The organism is Sphingomonas degradans (genome assembly GCF_053502645.1).
The window spans coordinates 1801988-1820801 of sequence record NZ_CP177172.1 but is presented as its reverse complement, the minus strand read 5'-3'; the positions used below and the strand labels follow the sequence as shown (position 1 = coordinate 1820801).

Genomic DNA, 18814 nt, shown 5'->3' with positions numbered 1-18814 from the left:
CCCTTGAAACTACGCGATATAATATATCGTCTCTCTTATGGCCGGATTTTGCGCTGCGCAATGAATTTGAGCGTTGCGATAATGACAAATGCTAGCGCGGACCCGGTTCGCACTTGAGGACCTCTCACAGTCCTGCCTTTTCGCTGGCTTGGGCGAGTTGGCGAGCGGCCAGTGGGTGTCCGGTCCGCTCGGTCGATCTCTAGTAGCGGCCTTCGGCCCGGCCGCAAGGAGCGCGCACCAGCTACTGCTCGCGACCGATCGGATAGAGAAGGTATCGCTCATCAAAATAGGGCGTACGGTCGTAGAACCAGGCGAGCCGTGCGTTCCCATCGGCGGCGAATTTGGGATCGGCGGCGAGCTTGGCTTCGAACGCGCGCTTGAGGTCCGGTTTCTCCGCCAACATCCGCTCGGCAAGGGGGGCGATCGCATAGGCTTCGATATACTCGGTGCGCTGGAGCATGCCGGGGAAGAAGTTCCAGGCAAGGACGCTGTCCGCGCTTTCCGGTTCGAGCAGCGCGGCCGCCAGCAGCCCGAGCGGCTGGTCGGAAGCGACGCGCACCGAACCCGCCGGGAAGGTCTCGGTCCGAATGCCGTGCACGAAGCCGCCTGCAGCCAGCGGAACATGCCCCTCGCTCGCTGTGCCGAGCTTGGGATCAGTAATTCGGACCATGTCGAGCGCGATCCGCCGCGGCGCATTGATGGTCTCGAAGCGGACGCCGTGGAGCTTCAGGCGCGCGATCACATCCGGAGCGGTGGCGGGCACCCACCACGCTTTCGGCAAGGTCACCGACCGGTCTGGCTGGACCCCGAACACCGGCATTTTCACGGTCACCGGCTTGCCCAGCCAGCGGATCTCGTCGCGCCCTGAAGCGGGCGAGCGATAGGTTTCATGCGCGATGCTGAGGAAATCGACTGTATAGATGGGCTCTTTGATGGCCTTCCAGGAGACAACCATGCTGGCGGGGCGCGTGGCGCGATCCGCGTTGATGGCGTCGCGGATGCCTCCGCCTTCGGCGCCGACCAGCCGAAGCGCCTCCTCGACGAACACATAGGTGCCGAGCACGCGCTGCCGATAGGGCTTGAGCGAGTGCGTCTCGATCAGAACCGTCGGCACGTGGCGAACGTCGCCATAGCCGGTCGAGAATCGGGGCGTGTCGGGATCATGGCTGACGCCCTTGTCGGGATCGCGGTTGTCGACCGAACTGACATAATAGCCGGGCGTGTGTCCGGCGCGCCGGAGGGCCGCATCCATAGCCGGGCGAAGCCGCGTATCGAGCCAGCGCCCGATCGCGGGGGACTGGGCATAAAGCCCGCGCCATCCGGAAAAGGCATAAGCGACATCATATTGATGATCGGTGCCGTCGGTCACGTGCAGATCGAGATACAGCGCGGGATCGAGCCGGTCGATCAGTCCGATCATCGCCTGCATCTCCGGCGCGTCCGCCTTCAGATAATCGCGATTGAGGTTGAGGTTCTGCGCCGTGGTGCGCCAGCCCATCGCGCGCGGGCCGCGCTGGTTCGGTCGGTTCCAGGGGCTGGCACGCTCATGTCCGTCGGCGTTGAAGATGGGCACGAATACCAGCTCGACCCGGTCGAGCAGGCCAAGCTTGCCGCGGTGCGCGATGTCGCGCAGCAGCATGAGGCCCGCGTCCTTGCCGTCGATTTCGCCGGAGTGGATGCCGGCCTGGACCAGCAGTACGGGCTTGCCCGTTCCGCCCTTGCTCGCGCGCACATAATAGAGGTCGCGGCCTTGCGCTGTCCTGCCGAAACTCTGGATCGAGAGAAACTTGGGGGCGGAGGCGACCAGCCGGTCGAGCCAGGCGCGGGTCGCGGCATAATCGGGCGTATCGACGAAGTTCGCTCGTTCGGCCGGCGTGATCCAGGGGTCGTCGGGCGCGGCGATCAGCCGTTCGCTCGCCCCGGACCAAGGGACGAGGGGTGGCAGCGGCGCCTCGATATCCTGCGCGAGCGCGGGCATCGCCGCAAGGAAGAGGGTAAGTGGCAAGGCTCGCAGCATCAACGTTCCCATTACAAGACTTTCCGCCATGGCCCGGTGATCGCCAGCGTTTTGGCAGGACTATAGGCGTTGACATAGAGGGTGCTGCCATCGGGCGAGAAGCAGGCACCGGCAAGCTCGGTCTGTGCCGTGAGGGCGCCGAGCACATAGGTGGCACCCGCCGGCGTCACGCCGATCAGGCGGTTGGCGACGACCTCGGTATATTGGTCCTCGCAGACGATCAGATGGCCGGTCGGGGCGACGGTCAGATTATCGCCGAAGTCGAGCATCGCCTTGCCGTGCGATTCGACGAAGAGCTGGAGGCGGTTGGTTGCGCGCCCGCCGTCCGGCGTGCCCGGTCGCAGCCGCATGATCTGACCCAGTTTCGCCGCACCGCCCGATGTGCAGCAGAAGAACAACTCGTCATCGCCCCAATGAATGCCTTCGCCCCGCGCGAAGCGCAGCGCGCCGCCGCGATGGCCGCGCAGCCGCAGATCGTCGTCGGGCGCGTCGGTGCCGTCGAGATCGACCCAGCGGGCGGCCAGCCATTCGCCTTCGGCCACATCGGCGCCCGTCCAGTTGCGGCTGTCGGTGCGCGCGGGATCGGGCAGCGCCAAGGCCTGGAGCCGTCCGCCCGCAGCGAGTTGCCCACGCCGTTCGGGCAGATAGCGATAGAGCAGGCCATCGTCGCGATCCTCGGTCATATAGACGATGCCGGTGCGCGGATCGACCGCCGCCGCTTCATGATTGAACCGCCCCATCGCGCGGATCGGTCGCGGATCAACGAGGCCGCGCGCGGCGGCGGGCACTTCAAAGACCCAGCCATGATCCTGGCCGACGCCATTGCCTGCGCGCGTCACATCCTCTTCGCAGCTCAGCCAGCTTCCCCATGGCGTGATGCCACCCGCGCAATTGCGGATCGTCCCGGCGAGGCTCAGATGCTGGGACAGAACGCGGCCGCTCGCATCGTCGATGACGATGGTGGTCGTGCCGCCGGGCAGGGCGCGGCCGTCGGGCAACCGGTCGAACGCGGCAATGTCAGCCTTGGCCCCGCGCAGCGCGCCGTCCGCGATCCGGTTGACCGGCAGTTCGTGGTTGCGCACCAGCGCGTGACGGCCGCCGGGCAGGGCAAGGCAGCCCATGCCGTCGGCGCGGTCGGGTACGACATAGCCGTCGCTCATCGCTTCGCCGAATTGAGAGACGACGCGATAGGAAAAACCCGCGGGCAGATCGAGCAGACCCGCCGGGTCGGGCACGGTGGGCCCGTAGCCGGGGGATGCCGCACCCGCCGCGATCAGGGCGCCGGTCCGCTGGGCACAACCCGCAACCGCCAGGCCGCCCAGCGCCGCCGCCATGCCCAATCCGAAGCGGCGGCGGTTCATTGGGATACCGTCGGTCGTCGCAGATAAATCGATCGTCATTTCAGTCCTCGGTTGCGAAGGAGGGCATCGGCGGTCGGCATGCGACCGCGAAAGGCCGTGTAGCTGTCCGCCGGGTCACGCGTATTACCGCGTTCGAGAACCTCGCGGCGCAGCTTCGCGGCGAGGGCCGGATCATAGATATTGCCCGCCTCCTTGAACGCCTCGAAACCATCGGCATCCATGACTTCGGCCCAGGTATAGGCATAATAGCCGGCCGAATATCCGCCATCGAAGATATGGCTGAAATGGGCGAGGCGATGCCGCATGCCGATTTCCTGCGGTACGCCGAGATCCTTCAACTGCCCTGCTTCCCAGGCGCGAGCGTCGAAGTCGGCCGGCAGGCTGGTCAGCGAATGCAGGCGCATGTCGAGGATCGCCGAGGAGAGTTGCTGGACGGTCAGATAGCCCTGGTTGAAGGTCTGCGATTTGAGCAATGCCTGGAGCATCTGCTCGGGCATCGGCTCGCCCGCGGCGTTGCGGGCATAGTTGCGCAGGGTTTCCGGCGCCGTCGCCCAATGTTCATAGACTTGGCTGGGGAACTCGACGAAGTCGCGCGAGACGGCCGTCCCCGACAGACTAGGGTAGCGCACCTTGCTGAGCAGGCCGTGCAGCCCGTGGCCGAACTCGTGGAACAGCGTCCGGGCTTCATCCACCGAGATGAGCGCGGGCTGGCCGGGTGCGGGAGGGACGATGTTCTGGTTGTTGACGACGATCGCCTGCTCGCCGAACAGGCTGTTTTCGTCGCGCAGGCTGTTCATCCAAGCGCCCGGTCGCTTGGTCGGCCGGGCGAACCAGTCGGCATAGAAGAGCCCGATCCGACGCCCGTCGGCTTCGCGCAACTCCCATACGCGCACGCCATCGGCATAGACGGGAATGTCCGTCCGCTCCTGCGCGGTGATGCCGTAGAGCTTGTTGGTCGTGTCGAACAGCGCGGCGACCATGCCGTCGAGCGGCAGATATTGTTTCACCGCCCCTTCATCGAGCGCGAAGCGTTCCTTGCGCACCTGCTCGGCATAATAGCGCCAGTCCCACGGCTCGACCTTCGCAACGCCGTCCTTCGCGGCTTGCGCCGCGATGTCGCGCAACTCCTCCTTGGCGCGAGCCAGCGCCGGGCGATAGACCATCATCAAAAGGTCGGTCGCGGCCGCCGGGGTCTTGGCCATCTGGTCTTCCAGCACGAAGGCGGCATGGCTGTCGGCCCCCAACAGCTTCGCCCGCTCGATCCGGAGCGCGACCAGCCGGGCGATGATCGCATTGGTGTCGTTGGCATTGCCATTGTCGCCCCGCATGACGAAGGCGCGCCAGATCTTCTCGCGTGCAGCGCGATTGGGCGCGGCAGTAAGGAGGGGTTCGGCGGCGGAGCGTGTCGCCGGAAAGAGGAAACCGCCATCGCGTCCCGCCGCTTTGGCCGCGGTGGCGGCTGCGCTGCGCTGATCCTCGGGCAGCCCGGCGACTTCGGCGGCGCTCAGCATCACGCTGCTTGCCTTCTGGTCGGCCAGCAGCTTCTGGCCGAACGCCACGCCGAGCGTCGCCAGTTCCTGGTTGATCGTGGCAATGCGCGTGCGCTGCGCGGGATTGAGGGCGGCGCCGGCGCGCACGAAGTTCTTGTGCGTTTCGTTCAGCAGCCGAGCCTGTTCGGGCGTTAGGCCGAGCGTGTCGCGCGCCTTCCACAGCCGGTCGATGCGGGCGAACAGCTTCTGATCGAGAAAGGTCTCGCTGCTAAGGCGTGTCAGCTTGGGTGTGACGCTTTCCTCGATCTTCTGGATCGCGTCGGTCGCGTCGGCCGAGGCCACATTGAAGAATGCGCTGGAAACACGCGCCAGCGGACGTCCGGCGCCTTCCATCGCCTCGATCGTATTGGCGAAGCTCGGCGCGGCGGGGTTATCGGCAATGCGGCGATAGTCCGCACGCGCGGCGGCGATTTCCTGGTCGAACGCCGGCTCGTAATGCTCGGGCCGAATCCGGTCATAGGGCGGTACGCCATCGGGCGTGGTCCATGCGCCGAGCAGCGGATTGGCAGACGTGTCGGCCGTGGCGTTTGCAGCCGGCGAAGCGGCGGCGAGGGGGAGGGGGGATGTCAGCATGGTGATGATGGCCGTACAGGCAAGCAAGCGGGATCGCATGGTCAAACTCCACCGGGGGGTGTTGGGAAGGAAGGCACGGCATTCCGATCGTCGGTCCGCCGCGGGGCGGAGGCACAGTCCGCGCAGCGTCCGTGCGTTTCGATGATCGTCTGCGAGACGGTAAATCCATGCGCCTGCGCGCATGCGCGCAGGCGCATGGCCAACTCCGGGGTCGATAGGAGCTGTACCGCGTGACATTGATCGCAGATCAGGCAGCAATCGAATCGCTCCGCCTTGAGCATATAGGCCGCCAGCGACTCCAGGCGCAGAACCAGTCCCTGCTCCATCAGCCGCGCGAGCGTTCGATAGACCTGGTTGGGGACGAGGGGGGTGCCGGCGCTCACTGAGCGATGGGCGATGTCATAGGCACTGATTGGCGCGTTCGACCGGGCAAGAATATCGCTGACGAGCGCGTCAATGTCCTCGCGGGATCGGCGCAGGGGGACAGCTTGCTGTGGGCAGCCCTTTCGCCGGCACTGAGGACGAGGCCACATCGATCAGAGCTTCGGCGGATTGGACAGACCCGCAGAGATGGCATCCGCATCAAATGCGGACCCGCTCTCGATGCGGCCATGCCAGACGGGGCGAGCGTCGCCCGGCTCGACCGGATCGCGGGTCGCATAAATCGTCATGCGCCTGCCCGGTTTGGCGCCAGGGCTGGCGCACGCTCATTGAGCAGGTCTTCGACGAAGCCCGCGAGGCCGTATCGCTTGATGCCGCTCGTCAACAGCATCAGTGTCTCTCGCAACTCTTCCGCACGGATATCGCGTGTGATGAAGACCAGCCGAGTGCGCCGATCCTCGGAAGGCCAGGCGTCGAGCAGCACCGGCGGGTGGAATATGTGTTGCACCCCGTGAATGACGACGGGCCTTGGCTCGCCCGCAAGATTGACGATCCCTTTCACGCGCAGGATGTCCGGACCCTTGAACAGGGTGAGAATGTCGAGCCAGCGCTCGAACCCCTCCGCGTCGAGCGGTTCGTCGAACGTCAGGCAGGTGGCGTGGATATGATCATCGTGCCGGTTCACGTCATGATGGTGAGGATGCGGGTGACCATGCCCATGACCGTGGCCATGCCCGTGATGGCCGACTTCATAAGCTTCGGCCTGAAGCCAGCGCCGGACGTCGTTGGTCTTCGACGCGGGGTCATAAAGGCCGGCATCGAAGAGCGAGGCCGGATCGACCGCACCCTGCAGGACCGGAATGATCGGCGCGGCGGGATTGATCGCGCGCAGCCGCCGCTCGATCGCGGCGCGCGCTTCCGGAGCAGCGAGATCGGTCTTGGTCAGCAGGATGCGATCCGCCATCGCCGCCTGCTTGATCGCTTCCTCCTGCGCATCGAGCGTCGCCATGCCCGTGGCGGCATCGACCGTCGCGATCACACCGTCGAGCCGGTAGAGCGTGGCCAGATGGTTGTCGGTCATCAGCGTGTGCAGGATCGGCGCGGGATCGGCGAGGCCGGTCGTTTCGATGACCACCCGGTCGAACCAGCATGTCCCGTCGCGCGCGAAACGCCAGGGTGCATCGCGCAAGGTCCGCAGCAGGTCACCCCGGATGGTGCAGCACAGGCAGCCGCCCATCATTTCCACGACCAGATCGTCGGTCGATCGGGCAATCAGGTCGTGGTCGAGGCTGATGGCGCCGAATTCGTTGATGATGACCAGCGCGCGGCGCATCTCGGGCGCATGGACCAGATGGTTGAGCAGGGTGGTCTTGCCGCTGCCGAGGAACCCGGTGAGCACCGATACCGGGATCAGCGATTGCGGCCCGGCGAACAATTTGCTCATGCTGCGGCTCCATCGGTCCGTTCCGCTCGGGCCTGATCGAACCATGCGTGCACGCGACCGAGATGCTGCTCGCCCCAGGTCCGGAGAAAGGGTGGGGTCATATCGCATGCTCTCCCGCTGGCGATCCCGCATGGCGCATGGCGCGCCAATTGACGGCATGGCCGATCGCGAGAAGCAGCGCGCCCGGCACGGTCAACGCGGTCTCCATCCACTCGGACGAGGCGGCGATCGCGCCGACTGAAAGGAGGACGATACCGGGGATAACGATCACGATTGGCCTGAGCTCGTGATGGCGGCGATAGCCCGTGCCGAGCGCGCCCACGCTGGAGGGCACGGCGAAGGCGAGCGCCCAGAGGTGAAAGGACTCCGGCACCGCCAGAAACGCCGCGAGCGTCGGTACCAGGACGATCAGCAGCGGCAGCAGCAGGCAATGGATCAGGCACAGGATGGAAGCGCCGATCGCCATGCCGTCGTAAATCTCTCGTCGTCTTGCAGTCACAGCCATCCCGCTCTCCGTTGAGCTCTGGACATGCGCCATCCGAGCAACTAACGAGAGATGATATACCATATCCTACAAGTCAAGGAGCCTTTATGCGGGCTGAAGATCGCCGCCTCCCTGTCACCGTGCTTTCGGGCTTTCTCGGCGCGGGCAAGACCACCACGCTCAATCACATCCTCGCCAACCGCGAAGGTCGGCGCGTCGCCGTGATCGTCAACGACATGTCGGAAGTGAATATCGACGCCGATCTCGTCCGCGGCGGCGAGGCGGCGCTGGCGCGCAGTGAGGAGAGCCTGGTCGAAATGACCAATGGCTGTATCTGCTGCACCCTGCGCGACGACTTGCTGAAAGAGGTGCGCGCGTTGGCGGAGGCGGGCCGGTTCGACAGTCTGGTGATCGAAAGCACCGGCATTTCCGAGCCGCTGCCGGTTGCGACGACATTCTCCTTCCGCGACGAAGAGGGCAACTGCCTCGGCGACGTAGCTCGATTGGACGCGATGGTGACGGTCGTCGATGCGCTCAATCTGCTCGCCGATTATTCGAGCCAGGATTTCTTGGCCGATCGCGGCGAGAGCCTGGGCGAGGACGATACGCGCAGCCTGGTCGGGCTGCTGGTCGAACAGATCGAATTCGCCGATGTCGTCCTCATCAACAAGGCGAGCGCAGTCTCGCCCGAGCAACTCGCGACCGTCAAGAAGCTGGTCGCCTCGCTCAACGCCGACGCGCGGATCGTCACCTGCGATCAGGGCAGGGCGCCGCTCGTAGCGATGCTCGATACCGGCCTTTTCGACGAGGAGAAGGCCGCGCAGCATCCGCTCTGGGCGAAGGAGCTCTATGGCTATGCCAGCCACCAGCCCGAGACGGAGGAATATGGCATAGAGAGCTTCGTCTATCGGGCGCGGGAACCGTTTGATCCCGTGAAGCTCCACGCTTTCCTGACGGACGGCGGACTCGACAATGTCGTGCGCGCCAAAGGGCATTTCTGGCTGGCGACACGGCCGGACTGGGTGGGGGAGCTGGCCGTCGCCGGGGCGCAGACGATGACGTCGCGGATGGGGCGCTGGTGGGGTTCGATCCCGAAGCGCGATTGGCCCAACGACGACCGGTTCGAACGGTTCGTGGCGCAGCATTGGGATTCGGTCTGGGGAGATCGCCGGCAGGAACTGGTGTTCATCGGCATCGGCATGGATGAGGTCCAGATCCGCCATCGTCTCGACGCCTGCCTGTTGCCGGTAAAGGCGCTCACGCCCGAATTATGGATGGGCCTGCGCGATCCCTTCCCGCGCTGGGAGCCGGAACGCGAGGCGGCGGAATGACCGTGGCTGCGGTTGTCCGCAACGACACTGTCGTTACTAGTGAAAGCCCCGAAGTCCTGCGCCGAATCGTCGAGCCGGACGTACATCTTGCCGTGTGGACACGCCCGCTGCCGGGCGCATTGACGGACTTGCAGGCGATCGATTGGGAGACCATCGACGATATCGATGCGACCGTTGCGGTCGAGGCGCTGGCGGCGGACTTTTCGGAGCTTGTCGCAGCGGCTGGATATGCCGAGGCGGCCGGCGCGGCGCTTGCCGAAGAGCTGGTAGCGCTTTGCACTTGCTTCAGCGCGATCATGGGCTGCGCGCTCTTGAGACTCCGGCTTGAAGTCGTGCAGACCGACGCCTGCCGGCGCTTTCACACCGACAATGTAACCGCCCGGCTGCTGATGCCGCTGGTCGGTCCGGGTACCCAATGGATCCACGCGGGTGCCGAAGCAGAGATCCGGGAGCTTCGTACAGGGGAGGTGGGGGTGTTCAAGGGACGGCTATGGGCGGAGGAGCCGATGATTCTGCACCGCTCCCCACCCATCGCCGCAACCGGTGAAACCCGCTTACTGTTCGCCCTCAATCCGTTGGTCGAGGGCGAAGCTGAGTGATTTCGACCGGGCTACACGCAGCAATGCCGGGCAGGCGTGCCATAGCGCTGCTTGCGTTGTGTGGGCTGGCGGGCCCAGGCATCGCCGCGGCGGTGCCACAGGCTCCGGCACCGGTTGCCCAACCCGAAGCAGTGGAAGCGGACGCGGACGACAGCGACGAGATCGTTGTCACAGGCCGCAGCGAACCCCGGATCGGTCGATACATCTCGTCGAGCGTCGGCGCGATCTCGGGCGATGACATTCGGTCCCGGCCGCTGTTGCGCACCAGCGAGCTCGCCGAAGCGGTGCCGGGGCTGATCGCGGTTCAGCATTCGGGCGGCGGCAAGGCGGCGCAATATTTCATCCGAGGCTATAATCTCGATCACGGCACCGATTTCAGCATCTCGCTCGATGGCGTGCCGATGAACCTGCCGACCCATGCGCACGGTCAGGGCTATCTCGATCTGAACGGCCTGATCCCCGAGACGATCGATCGCATCGACTATCGCAAAGGGCCCTATTTCGCGCAGGACGGCGACTTTTCCCTGGTCGCCGCCGCCGCGATGCGCACGCTGGACCGGGTCGACCGACCCTCGCTGACGATCGAGGGCGGGAGCTATGGCTATCGCCGGTCGGCCGCCATGGCCTCGACACCGCTGGCTGGCGGCGACCTGCTTCTGGCGGGAGACTTCGTTGCGAACAACGGCCCGTGGCAGTTGCCCGAGCGGCTGCGGCATTATGCGGGCTTCGCCAAATATTCGGCCGAAACCGGCTGGGGGAAGCTGCGGGCCAGCCTGTCCATCTATGATGCGCGCTGGCAGCCGACCGAGCAGATTCCGGTGCGCGCGATCGGCACCGTCGTGCCGGACCGGTTCGGCACGCTCGACCCCCATCTTCGCGGCATGACGCAGCGCCAGATCGCGACGCTGGGGCTGGAAGGCGATCGTTTCTCGGCTAGCCTGTATGCCCAGCATTATCGCTTCGCGCTGCTGTCCAACTTCACCTTCTTTCTCAACGATCCGCTCCGCGGCGATGAGCTGGAACAGGCGGAGGACCGCTGGACCTATGGGCTGATGCTGCAACGGCGCGTGCCGCTCGCAGAGCGCTGGCAGCTGAGCCTGGGGGCCGATGCGCGGAGCGACCGGATCGACGACCTCGCGCGCTACAAGACCGCGGCGGGGCAGCGCATCGCCACGGCCAGCCTGGCGGACGCCCGCAAGACATCGCTGGCCGGCTATGCCGAGCTGCGCTGGCGGCCGGTCGATGCGCTGACCGTCTCGGGGGGCGGCAGGATCGATCATTATCGCTTCAGTATCCGGGGTCGCGACGGAACGACCCCCGACAACAGCACCAGTGCGAAGATCGTGACGCCCAAGCTGAGCGCCGCGTGGAAGGCGATGCCGCAGGTCGAGCTCTTTGCCAATTACGGCCAGGGCTTTCATTCCAATGATGCGCGCGGGGTCCTTTCCAAAAGCGATGCCACTCCTGCATTGGTGCGCGGCACCGCCTATGAGCTGGGCGCTCGGGTCGAGCGCGGCCCGGTCGTGTTCACGCTGGCGCACTGGTGGACGCGTTCGGGCAGCGAGTTGGTGTATTCGGGTGACGACGGGACCGTCGAGCCGTCCGGGCCGAGCCGTCGGCGTGGCTGGGAGGGGACAATGCTCGTCCGCCCGACCTCGTGGCTGGCGATCGATGCGCTCTATGCGACCAACCATGCCCGGTTCGTCGATGCGCCGGGGCAGGACCGAATTCCGAACGCGCTTGAGGCCGCAGGCTCGCTCGGGCTCACCGCGACCAGCAAGGACGGCTGGGAAAGCGCCGTCCGGATTCGGCATGTCGGCGCGCGTCCGCTGATCGAGGACAACAGCGCACGCGGTCCGGCGACAACCGTCGTCAATCTGCGGCTCGCCAGGCATTTCGAGCGGTTCGAACTCGCCGCCGACCTTCTCAACCTGCTCGACACGAAGCGGGCCGATGCCGACTATTTCTATGCCTCCCGTCTCAAGGGCGAGCCACTCGGTGGCGTGAAGGGTATCCATAGCCGCTCCGTTGAACCGCGGCAGCTACGCTTGAGCGGAAAGGCATTTTTTTGAGTGCGCCAATGCCCTGCGCGCTGCGCAAGCGTTCTGGTTGGATCAATGACCCAAAGCCTTCCTCAAGGAGAAGCAAATGAAGCGGTTTTCCCTCTGCCTGGCTCTCGCGAGTGCCGCCGTTTCCCCTGGCGTCGTGTTTGCGCAAACCGCACCCGCGCCCGCCGCCTTCACCCTACCGGCGCTGCCCTATGCCGCGAACGCGCTGGAACCGGCGATCGATGCGCAGACGATGACGATCCACCACGACAAGCATCACCAAGCCTATGTCGATGTGCTGAACAAAGCGGTCGCCGCAGACAAGGCGCTTGCCGGCCAGTCGCTCGAACAACTGGTCGCCAAGGCGGGAACGTTGCCGACGCTGGTTCGCAACAATGCCGGCGGGCATTGGAACCACAGCTTCTTCTGGAAAACGATGGCGCCCGCCGGGCAGAGCGGCGCTCCTTCGTCCGCGCTCGCGGCGGCGATCGACGCCAGTTTCGGTTCGTTCGACGCCTTCAAGGCGGCGTTCAAGGATGCGGGTGTCAAGCGCTTCGGTTCGGGCTGGGTCTGGCTGATCGTCGCCGACGACGGCAAGCTTGCCATTACCTCGACGCCCAACCAGGACAATCCGCTGATGGACGTCGCCGAAACCAAGGGTATTCCGATCCTTGGCAATGACGTGTGGGAACACGCCTATTACCTCAAATATCAGAACCGGCGCGCCGACTATCTCGACGGATGGTGGCAGGTGGTGAACTGGCCCGAGGTGTCGCGGCGTTTCGCACAAGCGACGGCGCGGAAGTAGGGCAGTGGCGCTGTGAACGGTCTACACCTGTGGTGGAGTCGCCGCGCCGTTTACAGCGCAATTCTGCCGCCTCCGGCAGGGGCGGTGAGAGCATTCGAGTCCCGCCAGGCTTTATCTCCGGAGATTTGGGCTGTCGTGTCTACTCCATTCCGGTTTCTTCCGCAGACAATGCTGTAACGCCGTTCAGTGGTGCGGTGACGTGATCGCGGACATAACGGTCGAGCCAGCGGTCCATCTCTTGCCGGACATCCGCCCAATCGCCGATCAGATCGTGCGTGCCGCCTTCGTACAGTTTCATCCGGTAGGGTCGCTGAAGCTGCTGAAGCGCCTGCGCCATGCGAAGGGTGTCGCCAGGCTCGACGCGCGGATCGTCTCCGCCATGCAAAAGCAAGACCGGCGTTTTGGATGACAGGCGCTGCGCCCAGCGGAGGGGGGACAGCCGGGCGAGCGCACCCGCTTTGTCGTTAGAATAATCGCGGATCACGTGCGAGTAGATGAACCGGTCGAACTCGGCGCGTCGTCGCGCATTCACCAGGTCCGTCGGACCTGCAATGATAGCGGCGGCCGCTATGCGATCGGTTCGTGCCAACGTGCCATAGGTTACGAAACCGCCGCGGCTTACGCCCCACATGCCAATCCGGCGCGGGTCCGCGCCCGGGAGCCGATCGACCAGGTCGAGCATGGCAAGAACGTCGGAGACGTCGCCTCCGTCCATACTTGGCTGGGGATCAGCGCTCACACACCACCCGCATGTGCACATGATCGTGCCCGGCGGTGGGATCGCGCTGGACGGCACGCGCATCCGATCTCGGTCGCCACCTATGCCGTCGAGACGATCGCCGCGCTGGCGGCGACACCCCGCCATGCTTGCATCGTGGCGCGCCGCGGATTTGGAAAGCTCCGGTCAGGTGACAGGATAGGGAACCGGCACGGCCATATTCTCGTCGATCGTCACAGTGCGCCCGATCGGCGGGAATGCGCGTTGCGGACAGGCAGGGCGCTCGCACACCTTGCAGCCCGCGCCGATCGGCGTGGCGGCGGACGGATCGGCGATATCCAGGCCGCGTGCATAGACCAGTTGCCCGGCATGCCGGATGTCGCAGCCCAGTCCGATCGCGAAAGTCTTGCCGGGATCGCCGAAGCCATCGCCGCCGCTGGTCACGGCGCGCGCGATCCACAGATAGGTGCGGCCATCGGGCATTTGCGCGATCTGGCGAAGGACGCGGTTGGGCTGGGCGAACGCCTCATAGACTTTCCATAGCGGACAGGTGCCGCCGACCCGCGAGAAGTGGAAGTTGGTGGCCGACTGGCGCTTGGAGATGTTGCCGGCGCGATCGACGCGCACGAAGAAGAACGGCACCCCATGCGCGCCGGGGCGTTGCAGGGTGGAAAGGCGGTGGCACACCGTCTCGAAGCCAACGCCAAAACGCTGGCCAAGGCGCTCGATATCATAGCGTTCGCCTTCGGCTGCGGCGAGAAAATCGCCATAAGGCAGCAACAGTGCGCCTGCGAAATAGTTCGCCAGGCCGATACGCGCGAGGCGGCTGGCCTCTCCATCGGCGAGGATGGCGTTGTCGGTCAGGCGACCGATCGCATCGTCCAGTTCGAGAAAGGCAAGTTGCGTCGCCATCTGGAACGCCTGCTGCCCGGGTGTCAGCGCCGCCGAAAGATGGAAGACGCGGGAGACCGGATCGAAGCGTCGCTGCACCGATGCCGTATCGTCCAGGACGATCTCGACGTTGTGCTTGCGCTTCAGCCAGGCGGCGATGCCGGCATGGATATTTCGCGGCGTCAGACCCGCGTCCCGGTAGATGCGCTCCGCCGCCTCGTCGAGCAGCTCAACATGATTGTGCTGGGCGTAGAAGAAGTCGCGGACCTGCTCGAATGGCTGGCGGCTGCGCCCACCGGTCGTCCATTCATCGCCCAGTTCGGCGGCCATGGCATCGCCACGCTCGATCGCATCGCGATAGCGGCGGTGCAGCCCGATCAGCGTGCGTCCGACCGCCGGCATGTTCGCGGCCAGCTCGCGCAGTTCCGCGACCGATACGCTCTCGCCGCCTTCGGCGATGGCGTCGCGCATATCGGTGATCAGTCGGGCTTCCTCGTCGTCCGAGAAAAGCTGAACGTCGATGCCGAAGACTGAATTGAGCTTGAGCAGGATCGTCACGGTGAGCGGACGCTGATTCTGCTCAAGCTGGTTGAGGTAGCTGGGCGAGATGCCGAGCGCCTGTGCCAGTTCGACCTGCTTGAGCCTGCGTTCCTCGCGCAAGCGCCGCAACCGCACACCCATGAACGTCTTGCGCATATTCGTCCGATCTTCGCAAAATTTGCTAAGTTGCAAGCGCGTGTTTGCAGGCGTTCGCCCTTTTAGTTCTTCCAAAAAAACGTCGGCGTGCGGATTATGCGAATATGTTAGCAAGCGCTCTTCCGCAAGGTGCCGACCTGCTCAACCGTGTTGTTGAGGCCGCAACCGCGCGTGCGTGGATCGCGCTTGGTGACGGACTGGTGCTCGCCGGTTGCGACGCGATCGAGATTGGATCGTGCGAAGGCGATCTGACCTTCGAGGCATGGTCCGTGCGTCAGCAACCCGGCTGCACGACAATCGCGGCCTATGCGATGGCGCGCGACACTTGCGGCCGGGAGCGCATTGCCGCTTCGGGCCGGTTCACCTTCTCCTGCATCACGGACGGCCCGACAACATGAATAGCGCCCATCGCAAGCCGTTGGCCGGCACCGCGCTCGACTATTTCGATACGCGCGCCGCGATCGAGGCGTTGCGCCCCGGCGCTTACGACACGCTCCCCTATGTCTCGCGCGTTCTGGCTGAGCAGCTGGTTCGCCGCTGCGGTCCGGCGCTGCTGAGCGACGCGCTTCTGCAGATCGCCGACCGCAAGCGCGGTCTCGACTTCCCATGGTATCCCGCCCGCGTCGTCTGCCACGATATTTTGGGTCAAACCGCGCTGGTTGATCTGGCGGGCCTGCGCGACGCGATTGCCGACCAGGGCGGCGATCCCGCCAAGGTCAATCCAGTGGTGCCGACTCAGTTGATCGTCGATCACAGCCTGTCGGTCGAGCATGGCGGCCAGGATCCCCAGGCCTTCGCCAAGAACCGCGCGATTGAGGACCGGCGCAACGAGGACCGCTTCCATTTCATCGAATGGACCAAGCGCGCATTCGAGAATGTCGATGTGATCCCGGCCGGCAACGGCATCATGCACCAGATCAACCTGGAGAAGATGTCGCCCGTCATCCAGAGCCGCGATGGCATCGCATTCCCTGACACCTGTGTCGGCACCGACAGCCATACGCCGCATGTCGATGCGCTCGGCGTGATCGCGATCGGCGTGGGCGGGCTGGAGGCGGAGACGGTGATGCTCGGCCGCGCTTCGATGATGCGCCTGCCGGACATTGTCGGCGTGAAGCTCGCCGGACAGCGCATGCCGGGAATCACCGCCACCGATATTGTGCTGGCGCTGACCGAGTTCCTGCGGAAGGAACGTGTCGTCGGCGCGTGGCTGGAGTTCTTCGGCGACGGCGCGGACAGCCTGACCATCGGCGACCGCGCGACCATCTCGAACATGTGCCCCGAGTACGGCGCGACCGCCGCGATGTTCTACATAGACCAGCAGACGATCGACTATCTCAGGATCACCGGCCGCGAGCCGGAGCAGGTCGCGTTGGTCGAGAATTATGCGAAGACGACCGGCCTGTGGGCCGATGCGCTGAAGACCGCGAAGTATGAGCGCGTGCTGGAGTTCGACCTGTCGAGCGTCGTGCGCAACATGGCCGGGCCGTCCAATCCGCATCGCCGCCTGCCCACTTCGGCGCTGGGTGAGCGCGGGATCGCCGTCGATCTCGACAAGGCGCAGGCCGAGGAGCGTGAGGGGCTGTTGCCCGATGGCGCGGTCATCATCGCCGCGATCACCAGCTGCACCAACACATCGAACCCGCGCAATGTCGTGGCCGCCGCGCTGCTGGCGCAGAAGGCCAATGCGCTGGGCTTGACGCGCAAGTCCTGGGTGAAGAGTTCGTTCGCGCCGGGATCGAAGGTCGCGCGGCTGTATCTTGAAGAGGGCGGCTTGCTGAGTGAGCTGGAGCAGCTCGGCTTCGGCATCGTCGCCTTTGCCTGCACGACCTGCAACGGCATGTCCGGCGCGCTCGATCCGGCGATCCAGCAGGAGATCATCGACCGCGATCTCTATGCCACCGCCGTCCTGTCCGGGAACCGCAATTTCGACGGGCGCATCCATCCCTATGCCAAGCAGGCCTTCCTGGCCTCGCCGCCGCTGGTGGTCGCCTATGCGATTGCGGGCACGATCCGCTTCGATATCGAGCAGGATGTGCTCGGCGTCGTCGATGGCAAGGAAATCCGCCTCAAGGATATCTGGCCGTCCGACGAAGAGATTGACGCGATCGTCGCGTCGGCGGTGAAGCCGGAGCAGTTCCGCCAGGTCTATGAACCGATGTTCGGCGTGCGCCGCGTTGCTGCCGAGAAGATCAGCCCGCTCTACGACTGGCGGCCGCAATCCACCTATATCCGTCGCCCGCCTTATTGGGACACGCGGGGCGTCGGTGCGCTTGCGGCCAATCCGCGGACGCTCAAGGGCATGCGGCCGCTGGCGATCCTCCCGGACAATATCACCACCGATCATTTGTCGCCGTCCAACGCCATCCTGCCGAACTCGGCATCGGGCGAATATCTGACGCGGATGGGCGTGCCGGAGGAGGATTATAACTCCTACGCCACCCACCGCGGCGACCATCTGACCGCGATGCGCGCCACCTTCGCCAATCCGCAGCTGGTCAACGAAATGGCGGTGGTCGACGGCGCGGTGAAGAAGGGATCGCTGGCCCGGGTCGAGCCCGATGGCGTGGTGATGCGGATGTGGGAAGCGATCGAGACCTATTCCGATCGCCGGCAACCGCTAATCATCATCGCCGGCGCCGATTATGGCCAGGGTTCGTCGCGCGACTGGGCGGCCAAGGCGGCCAAGGGCGTACGGCTCGCCGGGGTCGAGGCGATTGCGGCCGAGGGTTTCGAGCGCATCCATCGCACCAATCTGATCGGCATGGGCGTGCTACCGCTGGAGTTCACATCGGGCGCGACCCGCCTAAATCTCGGCCTCGAGGGCACCGAGACCTACGACGTGATCGGCGAACGCAAGCCGCGCGCCGTTCTTACGCTGGTTATCCGGCGCAAAAATGGCTTCGTCACCCAGGTTCCGGTGATCTGCCGCCTCGATACCGCCGAGGAAGTCTCGATCTACGAAGCCGGCGGCGTGCTGCAACGTGGGCGGAACTAAAGATCCAAATTTTTTCGCCATACAGATGGCGAATGTCCGGTGATACGCTTGAAGGCTGAGGAGAATTTCCCTGGATTGGCGTAGCTCAACGCAGCCGCGATTTCCGTGACGGAGATTCCTGCGCGCAGCTGCATCATCGCTCGCCGCATCCGGCGCTGTGTGAGCCATGCATAGGGTGTGAGGCCCGTTCGTGCCTGCAGCGCACGTGAGAAGCCGCTGCTGTCGAGGCCGACGATCTCCGCCATCTCCGAGACAGAGAGGTCATAAGACAGGCGGTCTTCGACATATTGCACAAGGCGGCCAAAGCGAGTGTCCGACAGGGGATGGATATTTCGGACCGTGGCCTTGAAGCCCCTGAGCTCCGACAGACGCCTCAGAATAAGTGACTTGCCATGGTCGAAAAAGGCGGTGGATGCCCCGTGGGCGAGGGCGCCGTAGTGCAGGGCGGTGATGATCGACACCAATATCGCATCGTCGTGAAAATGGCCGGCAAGACCTGTGACATGGTCCAAATCAAAACCGCTGTCATCAGCCGGGGGCGATGCATCCAACGGTAACACGGCAAGTCCAATTACCGAAATGCTGCCTGTCTGCGCGATGCCTTTCGCGTTGGGTGGGCTGATTGTCAGGCTGCCCGAGCGCCACACGCCCTCAAGTTTTGCGCCGTCCACATGTTGGACGAGCCTTGTCGAAGATCCGGTGGCCAGAGCCAGACGAAGGAAGGGGCCGTTGTGGATAGCGCCTTCGAAACTCGGATAGTCCTTCGTTATCAGCAGCGCCGATCCATCCTGGCAGGTCTCTATGCGACCGCTTTTGCCGAGATGATGCTCAATGCGCGCACGGTCTGCCTGCGGACAGCGATTAATTCCTGTTTCGGAGCAGTCTGTCTCGGATCGGAGTGGCGCGCTCATGATA

16 protein-coding genes and 1 pseudogene are annotated in these 18814 nt (G+C 64.8%); 7 read left to right on the top strand and 10 right to left on the bottom strand.

The annotated features are described in order from the left end of the window. Positions 1-241 precede the first annotated feature (241 nt). The 7 genes from ACG3SL_RS08155 to ACG3SL_RS08125 all read right to left on the bottom strand — a co-directional run bounded on the left by ACG3SL_RS08155 (position 242) and on the right by ACG3SL_RS08125 (position 7831). Positions 242-2017, bottom strand: coding sequence for a M14 family metallopeptidase (locus ACG3SL_RS08155; protein ID WP_448664634.1), 1776 nt, complete (start codon positions 2015-2017; stop codon positions 242-244). Between the two features lie 11 nt (positions 2018-2028). After that, positions 2029-3417, bottom strand: coding sequence for an alkaline phosphatase PhoX (locus tag ACG3SL_RS08150; RefSeq protein ID WP_448664633.1), 1389 nt, complete (start codon positions 3415-3417; stop codon positions 2029-2031). Beyond that, positions 3414-5540: a M3 family metallopeptidase gene (locus ACG3SL_RS08145; protein WP_448664632.1), complete on the bottom strand. Its 2127-nt coding sequence runs from the start codon at positions 5538-5540 to the stop codon at positions 3414-3416. The genes ACG3SL_RS08150 and ACG3SL_RS08145 overlap by 4 nt, the downstream gene beginning before the upstream one ends. Positions 5541-5542: 2 nt before the next feature. Next, complete coding sequence (locus tag ACG3SL_RS08140; protein ID WP_448664631.1) at positions 5543-6034, bottom strand: Fur family transcriptional regulator; 492 nt, start codon at positions 6032-6034, stop codon at positions 5543-5545. A gap of 3 nt (positions 6035-6037) precedes the next feature. Beyond that, positions 6038-6172, bottom strand: coding sequence for a hypothetical protein (locus ACG3SL_RS08135; protein ID WP_448664630.1), 135 nt, complete (start codon positions 6170-6172; stop codon positions 6038-6040). Then, positions 6169-7326: a CobW family GTP-binding protein gene (locus tag ACG3SL_RS08130; protein WP_448664629.1), complete on the bottom strand. Its 1158-nt coding sequence runs from the start codon at positions 7324-7326 to the stop codon at positions 6169-6171. Before ACG3SL_RS08130 ends, ACG3SL_RS08135 begins: the two co-directional genes overlap by 4 nt. A gap of 97 nt (positions 7327-7423) precedes the next feature. Continuing rightward, positions 7424-7831 (bottom strand): MerC domain-containing protein, encoded by a 408-nt coding sequence (locus tag ACG3SL_RS08125; RefSeq protein ID WP_448664628.1) that lies wholly within the window; start codon positions 7829-7831, stop codon positions 7424-7426. Between the two features lie 86 nt (positions 7832-7917). On the opposite strand from ACG3SL_RS08125, the gene ACG3SL_RS08120 reads away from it, so the two are divergent. The 4 genes from ACG3SL_RS08120 (at position 7918) to ACG3SL_RS08105 (ending at position 12596) form a co-directional block, all read left to right on the top strand. Then, entirely contained in the window at positions 7918-9141 is a 1224-nt protein-coding gene (locus ACG3SL_RS08120; protein WP_448664627.1) for a GTP-binding protein, read from the top strand. After that, positions 9138-9740: a DUF1826 domain-containing protein gene (locus ACG3SL_RS08115; protein WP_448664626.1), complete on the top strand. Its 603-nt coding sequence runs from the start codon at positions 9138-9140 to the stop codon at positions 9738-9740. Before ACG3SL_RS08120 ends, ACG3SL_RS08115 begins: the two co-directional genes overlap by 4 nt. A gap of 131 nt (positions 9741-9871) precedes the next feature. Further along, positions 9872-11812, top strand: coding sequence for a TonB-dependent receptor (locus tag ACG3SL_RS08110; RefSeq protein ID WP_448664625.1), 1941 nt, complete (start codon positions 9872-9874; stop codon positions 11810-11812). Positions 11813-11888: 76 nt separating this feature from the next. Then, positions 11889-12596, top strand: a complete 708-nt coding sequence (locus tag ACG3SL_RS08105) for a superoxide dismutase (protein WP_448664624.1) — start codon at positions 11889-11891, stop codon at positions 12594-12596. 139 nt (positions 12597-12735) lie between these two features. Here the strand turns inward: ACG3SL_RS08105 and ACG3SL_RS08100 are convergent, their stop codons facing one another. Beyond that, positions 12736-13311, bottom strand: a complete 576-nt coding sequence (locus ACG3SL_RS08100; protein WP_448664623.1) for an alpha/beta hydrolase family protein — start codon at positions 13309-13311, stop codon at positions 12736-12738. A 7-nt stretch (positions 13312-13318) separates the two neighbouring features. Here ACG3SL_RS08100 and ACG3SL_RS08095 point away from each other — a divergent pair. After that, positions 13319-13414 (top strand): annotated as a pseudogene (locus tag ACG3SL_RS08095) (transposase); the annotation flags it as partial. Positions 13415-13500: 86 nt separating this feature from the next. Here ACG3SL_RS08095 and ACG3SL_RS08090 read toward each other — a convergent pair. Next, positions 13501-14901 carry a short-chain fatty acyl-CoA regulator family protein gene (locus ACG3SL_RS08090; protein ID WP_448664622.1) on the bottom strand — a complete coding sequence of 467 codons (1401 nt, stop codon included), beginning with the start codon at positions 14899-14901 and terminating at the stop codon, positions 13501-13503. A gap of 44 nt (positions 14902-14945) precedes the next feature. On the opposite strand from ACG3SL_RS08090, the gene ACG3SL_RS08085 reads away from it, so the two are divergent. Beyond that, complete coding sequence (locus ACG3SL_RS08085) at positions 14946-15299, top strand: hypothetical protein (RefSeq protein ID WP_448664621.1); 354 nt, start codon at positions 14946-14948, stop codon at positions 15297-15299. Beyond that, positions 15296-17899, top strand: a complete 2604-nt coding sequence (gene acnD / locus ACG3SL_RS08080) for a Fe/S-dependent 2-methylisocitrate dehydratase AcnD (RefSeq protein ID WP_448664620.1) — start codon at positions 15296-15298, stop codon at positions 17897-17899. Before ACG3SL_RS08085 ends, acnD begins: the two co-directional genes overlap by 4 nt. Here the strand turns inward: acnD and ACG3SL_RS08075 are convergent. Next, the gene (locus ACG3SL_RS08075) at positions 17896-18810 is read right to left on the bottom strand and encodes a helix-turn-helix domain-containing protein (RefSeq protein WP_448664619.1); all 915 of its coding nucleotides are present in this window, start codon (positions 18808-18810) and stop codon (positions 17896-17898) included. The genes acnD and ACG3SL_RS08075 overlap by 4 nt on opposite strands. Between the last annotated feature and the right edge of the window lie 4 nt (positions 18811-18814).

Bases quoted from the DNA above. Each gene is read 5' to 3' on its own strand.
- ACG3SL_RS08155 (WP_448664634.1), bottom strand. From the start codon at position 2,017: ATGCTGCGAGCCTTGCCACTTACCCTCTTCCTTGCGGCGATGCCCGCG.
- ACG3SL_RS08150 (WP_448664633.1), bottom strand. From the start codon at position 3,417: ATGACGATCGATTTATCTGCGACGACCGACGGTATCCCAATGAACCGC.
- ACG3SL_RS08145 (WP_448664632.1), bottom strand. From the start codon at position 5,540: ATGCGATCCCGCTTGCTTGCCTGTACGGCCATCATCACCATGCTGACA.
- ACG3SL_RS08140 (WP_448664631.1), bottom strand. From the start codon at position 6,034: ATGTGGCCTCGTCCTCAGTGCCGGCGAAAGGGCTGCCCACAGCAAGCT.
- ACG3SL_RS08135 (WP_448664630.1), bottom strand. From the start codon at position 6,172: ATGACGATTTATGCGACCCGCGATCCGGTCGAGCCGGGCGACGCTCGC.
- ACG3SL_RS08130 (WP_448664629.1), bottom strand. From the start codon at position 7,326: ATGAGCAAATTGTTCGCCGGGCCGCAATCGCTGATCCCGGTATCGGTG.
- ACG3SL_RS08125 (WP_448664628.1), bottom strand. From the start codon at position 7,831: ATGGCTGTGACTGCAAGACGACGAGAGATTTACGACGGCATGGCGATC.
- ACG3SL_RS08120 (WP_448664627.1), top strand. From the start codon at position 7,918: ATGCGGGCTGAAGATCGCCGCCTCCCTGTCACCGTGCTTTCGGGCTTT.
- ACG3SL_RS08115 (WP_448664626.1), top strand. From the start codon at position 9,138: ATGACCGTGGCTGCGGTTGTCCGCAACGACACTGTCGTTACTAGTGAA.
- ACG3SL_RS08105 (WP_448664624.1), top strand. From the start codon at position 11,889: ATGAAGCGGTTTTCCCTCTGCCTGGCTCTCGCGAGTGCCGCCGTTTCC.
- ACG3SL_RS08100 (WP_448664623.1), bottom strand. From the start codon at position 13,311: ATGGACGGAGGCGACGTCTCCGACGTTCTTGCCATGCTCGACCTGGTC.
- ACG3SL_RS08090 (WP_448664622.1), bottom strand. From the start codon at position 14,901: ATGCGCAAGACGTTCATGGGTGTGCGGTTGCGGCGCTTGCGCGAGGAA.
- acnD (WP_448664620.1), top strand. From the start codon at position 15,296: ATGAATAGCGCCCATCGCAAGCCGTTGGCCGGCACCGCGCTCGACTAT.
- ACG3SL_RS08075 (WP_448664619.1), bottom strand. From the start codon at position 18,810: ATGAGCGCGCCACTCCGATCCGAGACAGACTGCTCCGAAACAGGAATT.